At 56.8% G+C, this 10,677-nt stretch carries 8 protein-coding genes and 1 riboswitch; of the genes, 1 reads left to right on the forward strand and 7 read right to left on the reverse strand.

Annotated features, from left to right (window positions below; all coding sequences use genetic code 11):
* Positions 1-147: 147 nt before the first annotated feature.
* The 3 genes from H6B31_RS15265 to H6B31_RS15275 form a co-directional block, all read right to left on the reverse strand.
* Positions 148-1,599, reverse strand: coding sequence for a HAMP domain-containing sensor histidine kinase (locus H6B31_RS15265; RefSeq protein ID WP_346014099.1), 1,452 nt, complete (start codon positions 1,597-1,599; stop codon positions 148-150).
* 20 nt (positions 1,600-1,619) lie between these two features.
* Positions 1,620-2,321 (reverse strand): response regulator transcription factor, encoded by a 702-nt coding sequence (locus H6B31_RS15270; RefSeq protein WP_087289603.1) that lies wholly within the window; start codon positions 2,319-2,321, stop codon positions 1,620-1,622.
* A 90-nt stretch (positions 2,322-2,411) separates the two neighbouring features.
* Positions 2,412-3,590, reverse strand: coding sequence for a cation diffusion facilitator family transporter (locus tag H6B31_RS15275; protein ID WP_204899288.1), 1,179 nt, complete (start codon positions 3,588-3,590; stop codon positions 2,412-2,414).
* Between the two features lie 821 nt (positions 3,591-4,411).
* Between H6B31_RS15275 and H6B31_RS15280 the strand changes: the two genes are divergently transcribed.
* The gene (locus H6B31_RS15280) at positions 4,412-4,939 is read left to right on the forward strand and encodes a hypothetical protein (protein ID WP_204899289.1); all 528 of its coding nucleotides are present in this window, start codon (positions 4,412-4,414) and stop codon (positions 4,937-4,939) included.
* Positions 4,940-5,015: 76 nt separating this feature from the next.
* Here H6B31_RS15280 and H6B31_RS15285 read toward each other — a convergent pair whose 3' ends face one another.
* The 4 genes from H6B31_RS15285 to thiT form a co-directional block, all read right to left on the reverse strand.
* Positions 5,016-7,886 carry an S-layer homology domain-containing protein gene (locus tag H6B31_RS15285; RefSeq protein WP_204899290.1) on the reverse strand — a complete coding sequence of 957 codons (2,871 nt, stop codon included), beginning with the start codon at positions 7,884-7,886 and terminating at the stop codon, positions 5,016-5,018.
* Positions 7,887-8,209: 323 nt separating this feature from the next.
* The gene (locus H6B31_RS15290; RefSeq protein WP_204899291.1) at positions 8,210-8,557 is read right to left on the reverse strand and encodes a hypothetical protein; all 348 of its coding nucleotides are present in this window, start codon (positions 8,555-8,557) and stop codon (positions 8,210-8,212) included.
* Positions 8,558-8,721: 164 nt separating this feature from the next.
* The gene (locus tag H6B31_RS15295) at positions 8,722-9,531 is read right to left on the reverse strand and encodes an HAD family hydrolase (protein WP_204899292.1); all 810 of its coding nucleotides are present in this window, start codon (positions 9,529-9,531) and stop codon (positions 8,722-8,724) included.
* A gap of 40 nt (positions 9,532-9,571) precedes the next feature.
* Positions 9,572-10,138, reverse strand: a complete 567-nt coding sequence (gene thiT / locus H6B31_RS15300) for an energy-coupled thiamine transporter ThiT (protein ID WP_243419093.1) — start codon at positions 10,136-10,138, stop codon at positions 9,572-9,574.
* Between the two features lie 80 nt (positions 10,139-10,218).
* Positions 10,219-10,337, reverse strand: a riboswitch (TPP riboswitch).
* Between the last annotated feature and the right edge of the window lie 340 nt (positions 10,338-10,677).

Below are 10,677 nucleotides of genomic sequence, written 5' to 3' on the forward strand. Positions count from 1 at the left end.
GCGGGGCCCGGGTGGGTGGGATGACCACCGCGGGCGGTGTGGGAAACGAGGGGGACGGCTGTTCCCAGGGACCGCCGGTCCAAAGGTCATTTGACGGCTCGTGCATAGCGCACTCCCTTCTGTCCGGCGGACCGGACGGAAATTCGATCAGGCCAAGGTCAGGGTGAAGGTGAACTGCGTCACTCCATCCTCGCTTGTGACCGTGATATTCTCTTTCAGGTTGCCCAGGATCGTCTTGACAATATACAGACCCAGACCTACGCCGTCCCGGTCCACGCTGCGGGAGGAATCCGCCTTGTGGAAGCGGTCGAACAGCAGAGGCAGCTCATCCGGTGGGATGGTTGCGCCCAGGTTCCGAATGGCAATATAGGCCTTGCCGTCCTTCTTGGTGATCTGTGCGGTGATCGCCGTTCCCTGGGCTGCAAATTTTGCCGCGTTGTCCAGCAGATTGTAGCACACCTGGGTCACCGCGTCCGGGTCGCCCCAGACCATTACCGGGTCCTTCGGAAACTGGGCGTCCACGTCCAGGCCTCGGTCGTTGATCCGCCCCTCCAGGCTGATCAGCACCCGGGACATGATTTCAATAATATCAAACTGCTCCTGGGCGGTGACCGTCTCTGTCAGGGCGTTGAGCCGGGACAGATCCAGCATCCGCCGCACCAGGCGGGAGAGCCTCCGGGTCTCGGACACCACCACGTTCAGAGCGTCCCGTTCTTTCTCCGGCGGAATTGTCCCATCCAGAATCCCTTCTGCAAAGCCGGCGATGGTGGTCATGGGGGTCTTCAGCTCGTGGGAGACGTTGGCAATAAACTCCGCCCGCTGGCTCTCCACCTTGGCCAGGGAGTTGGCCATGGAGTTGAAGGCCTCGGCCAGCTCCCCGATCTCATCGCACCGGTCCTTGTAGTTGTTCACCCGCACGTCGAACTCGCCCCGCCCGAATTTCCGGGCGGCCTCCGCCATCTCGGTGAGGGGGCGGGTCTGGTGGGCGGAGGTAATGGAGCTGGCGACGACGGCAATGAGCAGGACAACCACCGCTGCGAAGAAGAAAATGGTAGCCGTGGAGCGCCACATCTCAGACAGCCCGCTGGTATCGCCTGAAACCAGAACGACCCCGACATTGACCAGAAGATTGGGGTTGTCCAGCTGCACCTGGACGGGGAGGCCGGCAATATACCGGTTGCTCCCATAGATGCCGTTTAAATTGGTGAGTCCGGCGTAGTTTCCCCGCTCTAGGATCTGGTCCACGATCTGCTGGGGGATCTGTTTGCTGTACATTCCCTCGTCGCTGGCGTACAGGATTTCGCCCTGGGTACTGGCTACAATGACCGAGGCGTCGGAGACAGAGGATACCGTCTCCATGGTTGTCTGATAGAGAATCCAGGTGTCCGCACGGCTGTCAAATATATTCCAGCTGTTGAAATTCTGGAGATAGTTCCCAGTGGCGGAGGCGATATAGCCCGCGTTCCGCTCCAGGCGGTCCCGGGTCTCGGAGATGATATAGCGGTAAGAAAGCAGCATGAATGCCGTGGACAGCAGGGTAAAGGACAGGGTCACGATTCCCACCATCATGGCCAGCTCCCGTTTATACAGACTTTTCACGGGAACACCTCCCAAAACGGTCAGCCGGCGCCATTGGCGGGGGAGACCTCAAATTTATAGCCCACGCCCCACACAGTCTTCAGTCTCCACTGGTCGCTGACGCCCTCCAGTTTCTCCCGCAGGCGCTTGATGTGCACGTCCACCGTGCGGGAGTCCCCGAAGTAGTCAAAGCCCCACACCTCGTCCAGCAGCTGGTTGCGGGTGAAGACACGGTTGGGGGAGGCGGCCAGGTGGTAGAGCAGTTCCAGCTCCTTGGGGGGCGTGTCCACACGCTTGCCGTCCACCAGCAGTTCATAGGAGTCCAGGTTGATGACCAGCTTGTCAAAGGACAGCTTCTTCTCCCCCTGCTCCTCCTCCTGGCCGGTGCGGCGGAGCACCGCGTGGATGCGGGCCAGGACCTCCTTCATCTCAAAGGGCTTGACGATGTAGTCGTCGGCGCCCCCCTCCAGGCCGGTGACCTTGTCCTCGGTCTCCCCCTTGGCGGTGAGCATGATGACCGGGGTGCTGCCCTCCTCCCGAATCTTTTTCAGGACCGTCCAGCCGTCCATGATGGGCAGCATGATGTCCAGCAGCACCAGGTCGGGCTGAAAAGAGCGGAAATACTCCACGCCCTTGCCGCCGTCCTTGGCCACTTTAGTTTCAAAGCCCTCCTTTTCCAGGTAGAGATGGAGCAGCTCGGCAATATTTCCATCGTCCTCTACGATCAGTACCTTCTGGGCCATAAAAAACCCCTCCGTTTCGCAAAGCGTTTCTTAATTGTTATTATACCGGTCCTATACCCGGGTGGGGTGAATAATTTGTAAATATCCGTGTCAGGAGTGCTCCCGCTGTTCCACATAGGAGTGGTCCACCTCGATGACTGCGGTGTATTTCTCCGAGAGCTTCTTCACACCCCGGCTCAGCTCGCCCCTTACCTGGCTGTCGGTGAGGTGGAAGCCGTAGGGCACCATCACGTCAAAGAGTACGTTGGTGTGGCGGGGGCCGGCGGTGATGCGCAGGTCGTGGATGGACAGTACCGGGTCGATCCCATGGGCCAGCTGCTCCACCTGGGCCCGCAGGGCGGCGGTGCGCTCGTCGTTGACCACCGGGTCCATGTGGATCACCGTCTCAATGTGGTGTTTCTCCTTCAGCTCCCGCTCGATGTGGTCGATGATGTCGTGCATCTCCAACAGGTCTGCGTCGGCGGGCACCTCCGCGTGGAAGGACATCATGGCCCGGCCGGGGCCGTAGTCGTGGTATACCAGGTCGTGGATACCCAGAATGTTGGGGTGGGAAACCACCAACTTGTCGATGTCCCGGGCCAGCTCCGGGTCCATGGGGCGGCCCAGAAGAGGGTCCAAAGTGTCCTTGGCGGCCTCCCAGCCGGTCTTTAAAATGAAGGCCGCCACCAGCAGCCCCGCAAGGCCGTCGATCTGAAGATGGAAAAAGTGGCCGATGAGAGTGGCCGCCAGTACCACCGCGGTGGCCGCCGCGTCTGAGAGGCTGTCTGCGGCGGTGGCCTCCACCGCCTGGGATGAGATGGCCCGGCCGACGGCCCGGTTAAAGCGGTACATCCACAGCTTGACCAAGACGGCCGCAGCCAGAATGGCCGCAGCCAGCCAGGAGAAATCCAGGTCCTCCGGGTGAATCAGCTTTTCCACAGAGCTTTTTCCCAATTCAAAGCCCATGAGCAGAATGGCCATGGACACCACAAGTCCGGTCAGGTACTCCATTCGCCCGTGGCCGAAGGGGTGCTCCTCGTCGGCGGCCTGGCCCGCCAGCCGGAAGCCCACCAGTGTAATCACGGATGAGGCCGCGTCCGACAGGTTGTTCAGGGCGTCCGCCACGATGGCCACCGAGCCGGTGATCATTCCGGCGGCCAACTTGCCCAGACACAGCAGGGTGTTGAGCAGAATGCCCACCATTCCCGCCCGGGCGCCGCATTTCTGCCGCGCCTCCGGCGCGCTGGGGTCCTGACCGGCCAGCCAACGCTGGATCAATGTTTGGATCAAAGGTAAGTTCCTCCCCCGTGGGCCGGATGGTCCGGCCCCAAGATTTTCATATTCATATTATTTTATTATGGCACGCCGCCCTTTGTTCCGTCAAGTATTGCCGCAAATGCTTTTCGAAAGCAGCTTAAGAAAAGCTGAAAAAAGTTTTAACATTTCATTAAAGTTCAAAAAACGGCCCGTTTTCTCGAATTTTCAAAGGAAATGCGAGGCAAAAATGAAATATGATTTACAGAAAGTTCATAATACGGACACGGTTTCGCCTTATTTTCCGGTTATGATAAGACCGTACCCAGAAGAAATCGATATCTCCCATTTCTCCCTCTCCTTTACAACACACACAGGTAAGAGGCCCCGGTGGTAAACCGGGGCCTCTTACTTTCTTTGAAAAAGAAAGTAAGCAAAGAAATTTTGTGCGAAACTACGTTTCGCTTCTTGGTTTTAAGGGATAGGTTCCAGACCTGTCCCTTTTCCTGCATATAGAACCGTTCGTAAACGCGATGTAGGGGCGCACATTGTGCGCCCGCGTTTTTTGCCCAAATTCCGCCGTAGGAGCGGCCCTTGCGGCCGCCCGCCCCCTAACAGGCGCACTCCGTCCTAATTCCCAATATATGTATCAAAACGTCCCACAAAGGTCCAAATTCCTCCCTATTTGAGTAGATCCAAAGCCTTCCCTCCACAGGAGGAAGGCCGAAGGCCAAAAGGGGTAGGGGGCACGCGAAGCGTGACGGATGAGAGAGCTGGTTTTCACCCCCTGTAGGGGCGGCCCCATGTGGCCGCCCGTCTCAATATCGCCCCAACTCAAACAAGGAGGAATTTTACTTATGGCGACCAATCAAACGACCAATTACCAGCTGAACCAGTGGGAACCCACCGATCAGGTTCTGCGCACCGACTTCAACGCGGACAACGCGAAACTGGACGCCGCCCTGGCTAACAAGGCGGAAACGGAGACGGTGTCCGCCCTACAAACGACGGTGGCGGCCAAGGCGGAGCAGACCGCCCTGTCCGCGCTGGCAGCGCGAGTGACCGCCCTGGAGGCCCGGCCTTACATCGTCACCGGGACCTACACCGGCGACGGGACCGCCAGCCGGTTTATCTCCCTGGGCTTCACCCCCAGGGCCTTGCTGGTCTTCGTCCGGGAGGGCTATCCTTCCAGTCCCTATGTGGGGTACTACTATGGCGGCATGGCGTTTCCGGAGTTCCCCGTGGCTCTGTCCCGGTATTATGGTACCACCCTGCTGTCCGTCGTGAACATCGAGACAGACGGCTTCCGGGTCTACTATGACTACGAGGAGGACCTACGTTCAAATGATGAAGATGAGGTTTATTACTATATAGCATGGAGATGATAATAAATAAAAGGAACACCCCCAGATAATCCTGGGGGTATTCCCTTTCATTGGCCTATTAGTTAAGAATTACTTCTTAGTCAACAGTAAGAGTTGCAGTTCCAATAGTCAAATCACCAATTACATTGTTGGAAACGGTAACGGTCACTCTATAATTACCAGCCGTCAGAGTGTAAGGCAGGGCGAACTCACCGTCAATCATACAACCGCTGTATGTGCTCGTATCCTTAGTGGAAGCGGGAGCGGTAAAGGTGACCTCGTTCTGATAGCCGCCGTCACGAACCTCGACCTTGAACGTCAGGGTTGCAGATCCGTAATTATAGTTGTTGCCATTGCTGTCAACGATCTTGGCATTGGCAATCTTCACGGAATTCGCGGTCAGCTCGACCGACTTAGTACCAGCATTAGTACTAGCTACATCATAACCAGTAATCACAGGCGTATCATCGTCATTGTCGTTCACAGTCTTGTACTCGACATAGACCTCGACAGCCTCGTCGTTGTCATCCTCATAGACATAGACAGTACCAGTGTAGGTGCTATCCTTGAAGTCGTTGGCGAACTTGTTGGGAGTGATGGTCTTGCCGTCGCCATCATCGTTACGGAAGATGGTGTAGTTGTCAGCCAGAACGATATCCTCATCGCCGATGGCCAGAACGCCGTTGGAGTAGGAAACTGCACCGCCGTCATAAGCCTTGAAGTCCTCGTCCTTATCGCCTGTCACCAGCTCGGCACGATCCACATAGCCGTCGCTGTCATAGGAGATATTCTGATACAGACCAACAGTATCCTTCTTGAAGACGTTGTTGTCATTGGCCTTTACAGTGGTGACCTTGCCGTTCACAATGGCGTCATACTCAAAGTACTCGTTGTCGTCGCTGTCCACGCTGGCATCCGGCTTAGGATCCAGGATGTACACGCGGTCGCCGCTGTCGCCGGAGACAGACAGGTCATTGCCGCCAACGTACACAACATCCGCATAGTTGCCATCCATGACCACGCCCACATAGGCATTGCCGGAAGAGACCTTAACATCGGGAACATTCTTGATACCAGTGTAAACGGTGACATTGTCATCATCGTTCACGATAAAGATGGTAGCATTATTGGCACGGGCAACAGCCTTGCTCTCATCAACGTTATCGTTTACATACACAGAAGCGCTGCCGTTGGTAAGAATCTTACCGTCGTTATTAGCAGAAGTAGTCACGCCATAACGCTGCGTGTCAGAGATAGCGGTCAGCTCATACTTACCGTTGCTCTTCTCGTCATAAGAGAACCACTTATTTACGGCCTGGTCATTGCCATTAATAGTGCTCCAGGGGCTCTCATCGTCGTTGTCAACCGTGACAACCTTGTTGGTGCCGTCCTGGAAGTAGACATCAGCTTCCACACTGGACCGAGCGCCGCCGGTCTGACCAGCACTCGCAACATAGACGTAGTCGTTGGTGCCATCGGAAGCATCCGCATAAACCACATAGCCGTTGGTGTCCAGAACCAGAGTGTACTCATCGTTCAGATTGTAGCTCAGGTCGCTGCCGCTCGCAACAGCCTTGGTGTAGTTCTTGCTGTACTCGTACTTGGTGCCGTCCACGGTGACGGTCTTCTCCTTGGTGTAGGCGGTCACGTCGCCGGTGATGACCTCAGCGGGCTGGATGGTCTTGATCTCGCCGTCCGCCACGGTGACCAGGACATAGTCCTCGTCCTCATAGGTGTCCAGATAGTCGAAGTCATCGCTGGACAGGGTCATGCTGTCAGCGTCGAACTCAGCACCCTCCAGAGTGGCCAGATCCAGCTCTTCGTCTTCCTCGTCATAGTCGCCGTCAACCTGGGCCACGTAGGTGTTGATTACGGTGATGACCACGTTGTTGTCATCGTCGATGAAGACCTCGGTGGTGGCGCCCTTCTTGATAATGTCCTTGCCGGCATCATCATCGTTGTTGCGGGCGATGTAGTCGCTCAGCGCGGGCTTCTCCACGTCCACACCATCCAGCACAACAGTGAAGCTGGCATCGCCACTCTTCAGGTCGTCATAGACGGTCTTGCCCACCAGGTCGTACAGGTCTTCCTTCGCCACAGCGGCGGTGTAGACTGCGTCGGCGTCGTCGGCATAAGTGCCGACCTCCTTGTTGTTATAGGTCCACTTGGAAGCGGGACGGCCGAAGTCGTCGCTGGTGCTTCCACTCTTCACCAGGTCGCCGTCGTACAGATCCTCACCCAGCTGGATGGTGTACTTGCCGTCCACGCGGGTGTTGTCGATCTTGCTGTACTTGGTGTCGTTGCTGGTACGGGCGGTATAAGTGGCCTTGGCGCCGGAGATGATGATGTCGCCGATCTGCACGTCGCTGCCGTTCTTCTCGGCGGTAACCATGTCGGCCTCCAGGGCGTTCAGGACCATCTGGGCCACATCGTTGCGGGACAGGGCCTCGGTGGCGCCGGTGTCCACGCCGTCAAACAGACCGGCGAGGCTGCCCTGCTTGGTGGCCTCAACCAGCCAGTCAGAGCCGAAGTCGGCCTGATACTGGAAGTAGCCCAGGGCCTTCTCCAGCATCAGAGCGGCCTGACCGGTGGTCACGGTGTCGCTTCCGCCGTAGGTGGTAGCGCTGATACCGCTGGTAATGCCGTTGGTGTAGCAGGCGGCCACGTAGGGCTCGGCCCAGGTGGGCACATCGGTGAAGGGGGAGGTCCCCTTATAGCTGGCCACGGTGTAGTCCATCAGGTTGCACATCACAACGGCCATCTCATTGCGGGTGACCTTCTGATCGGGATTGAAGTCTCCGTTCTCGTCGCCGACCATAATGCCGACGGCCTGGAGAACCTCAATGGCTTCCTGATTGTCCTCAGAAGTCACGTCCGCATAGCTCGCGGCGCTGGAGCCCATCACCATCAGGCCGGAAATCATGGCCGCGGTGAGACCCAGGCTGAGAGCACGCTTCAGGTTTCTCATTGGAATTCCTCCTTTTAAATTCAGGCACGGAGGAGAGATTTCTGCCAAAACCAGGGAGAAAGTTCCTGAAACTAGAAGAAACAGGAAGATTCAACCAACTATGACAGCATAACGCCCCTTGCATACTCCGAAATGTGCTCAAAATGCAAAAAAGAGGGGAGGAACCCGCAGGTTTCTCCCTCAAAAAATCACCTTGGTAGACTTTTGGTAGACCGACTCCCAAAAACAGCAAAAAGAAACCGCCGGAAACCCTTGGCGCGCAAGGCTTCCCGGCGGTAGACCTGGTAGACATTTGGTAGACCGGAGGGGCTGACAGGCTGTGTTCAATCCCAGTCCCAACGGTCATAGTCCCAGCTTTGATCCCAGCCGCTCTCCAGCTCTGTCACCTGGCCGAAGCTGTCCAGTTCTACTTCATACCAGGTCCCGTTGTTGGAGATTTGGAAGCTGTACTCATTCCAAAAGCCCTCCCGATCCACGCTCTGTCCCACGATTTCTCCTCCGTCGGCGGCAGAGAGGGCGATCTCCCGGGCATGGTCCATATCTACCCGCAGCAGCAGGGACGCCAGGAATACGATACCCGCAATTCCCAGCACCGCCGCGCCTGCTGCCAGCAAAATCTTTTTCTTTTTCCCGTCCAACTGCGTCCCACGCAACTGTAATTCCTTAGTCATTGTCAGTTCCCCCTATATATCAAGATTCAGGCTGGCGGCCCTTCTATTTTAGAAATGCGGCAGAGGAGTTATTTATTGCGTCAAAGGGCAAAATTTTTTGCTTCAATAAAAACAGCCGGCCGCATTTGAAATGCAGCCGGCTGTCTGTAGTCTAGATGCTAAGTTCAAGAAAATTTCCGGTCCAAGCGATCCACAATGTCTCCAATGACGCCCTCATCACAGTGGCACAGAATCTGGGCTCCCCAGTCCTTGACCTCTTGGGCACAGTTGGCGGGGGCAAAGGGGATTGCGGACAGCTCCAGCATCGGGATGTCGTTTTGGTTATCCCCCACACAATAGAGATTCTTCTGGGGGATATGGAGCAGTTCCAGAAGCTGGGCCACCATGCCCCCCTTGTTGCAGCCCCGGTGGGTGATCTCCAGGTAGTAGCGGTTGGAGAAAATGGCCTCATACCGGCCGGGACAGTGCTCTTCCAGCCAGGACCGGGCCTTCAGCAGCTCATCGTACTCCTGCTGGACGATGGCCTTGGTCCAGGGGGAGGGCATGTCCGGGACGGCCCGCTCCTCATAGTCGGTGCCCACCTTCTTCATGTGGGCGTCGGTGACGGCGTTGGGACGGTAGACGTAAATATCCTCCCCATGGTAGGCCTCCAGCCCCAGGGAGGGGATGGCCTCCATGAGGGCGGCAAAATCCTCCGGGGCCCTGGGGTCCAGCAGGGTCTGTACCAGCATCTCCTCCCGCTGAAAATCGTAGATGGCGGAGCCGTTGGACAGCACTACCGGGGCGTTGATGGGGGCCAGATGGACGTATGGGGCAAAGGTGCGGTGGGCCCGCCCGGTGGCTACCGTGAAGCGCCCGCCCTCCTGAATCCAGTACCGGATGGCCTCTATATTCCGGGGCGGCACCCGGTGCTGGAAATCATATAAGGTGTCGTCAAAGTCGCTGACCAGCAGCAGACCGTCAAATTTTCCCATGGAGGCATCCTCCCTGTCCATTCCCGGGAGGACAGCGGAACTACCTCTTTTCCCAAATGTCTTGCCCCAGGATATATTTTTTCATGGGCTGATACAGAAACGCCGCAATGACCAAGGCGATGATGGTGTTGGGCAGCATGTAGGAGCCGTTATAGACGATGGAATAGAGCTCCGGACTGGTGAATGTCCACTGCATAAATGCGGTAGGGACCAAAATTTTATAGATGGTCACGCCGCTGATATAGTGGACCAAGAAGCGCCCGGCACAGCCCACAATCGTGCCCGCAAAAATGCCCCACTTTTTGCCTCGAAATAGTCCGGCTAACCCAAGAGGAGTAAAGGCCACCAGATAATCCAGCAGCATGGACTGCCAGCCCCAGGCGTAGGCCCCGTCAAAAATCAACTGGAGCAGGCCGAACACAAAGCCGGCCATCAAGCCGGGCCCCAGCCCCCAGCGCACCGCAAACAGGATGATGGGGAACATGGCTGGAGTCAGAGAGCCGCCGTTGGGCAGCTCCATCAGCTTCAGATAGCTGAGAATCTGGGCCAGGGCTACCATAATGGCTCCCTCGCACAGCATGCGTACGCCGAGATGAGATCGTGTCATAGTTGTCAATTCCTCCTAAAAATGTAGAGTACCGCAGGACAGCCCAACGGGTCTTGCGGTACGAAAAGAAGGAACATGACAACGCACATCCATTCACTTCCTACGCCGGCATTACCCGGATCAGGTTTAAGGGACCGGAGGCTGCGCTTTGCCTCTGCATCTCAGCCGGGAATGGCTCCCAGCGCCCCTGTGTTGGAGTTTTCTGCGGTTTGTCCTATTGTATCCTGCAAAATGAATTCTGTCAAGACAGGGAGCGGGGGACCGCAGTGCGGTCCCCCGCCCAGCTTGTCAAAAAGCCTCTGTTGAGATGAATCCGCTCAAGTTGGGGCGGGGGAGCTCGAGGGGGCAGCCGCCCGCCTCGAATGGGATCAAATGCCCCGGAAGCCTTGCTGTGCAAGGATTCCGGCAAGCGAAGCGCGGACTTTTGCGCCGAACAGCGGCGCAAAAGTAACGGCATTTTTGCAGTCTGTCAAAAAACAAGCACAAAGCCCCCATATCTGGTAAAATAGAAACAGATATGGGGGCGAAAAAATGGAACA

This window comes from Pseudoflavonifractor capillosus, from assembly GCF_016899775.1.
Taxonomy (GTDB): Bacteria; Bacillota; Clostridia; order Oscillospirales; family Oscillospiraceae; genus Lawsonibacter.

Bases quoted from the DNA above. Each gene is read 5' to 3' on its own strand.
- H6B31_RS15270 (WP_087289603.1), bottom strand. From the start codon at position 2,321: ATGGCCCAGAAGGTACTGATCGTAGAGGACGATGGAAATATTGCCGAG.
- H6B31_RS15280 (WP_204899289.1), top strand. From the start codon at position 4,412: ATGGCGACCAATCAAACGACCAATTACCAGCTGAACCAGTGGGAACCC.
- H6B31_RS15285 (WP_204899290.1), bottom strand. From the start codon at position 7,886: ATGAGAAACCTGAAGCGTGCTCTCAGCCTGGGTCTCACCGCGGCCATG.
- H6B31_RS15290 (WP_204899291.1), bottom strand. From the start codon at position 8,557: ATGACTAAGGAATTACAGTTGCGTGGGACGCAGTTGGACGGGAAAAAG.
- H6B31_RS15295 (WP_204899292.1), bottom strand. From the start codon at position 9,531: ATGGGAAAATTTGACGGTCTGCTGCTGGTCAGCGACTTTGACGACACC.
- thiT (WP_243419093.1), bottom strand. From the start codon at position 10,138: ATGACACGATCTCATCTCGGCGTACGCATGCTGTGCGAGGGAGCCATT.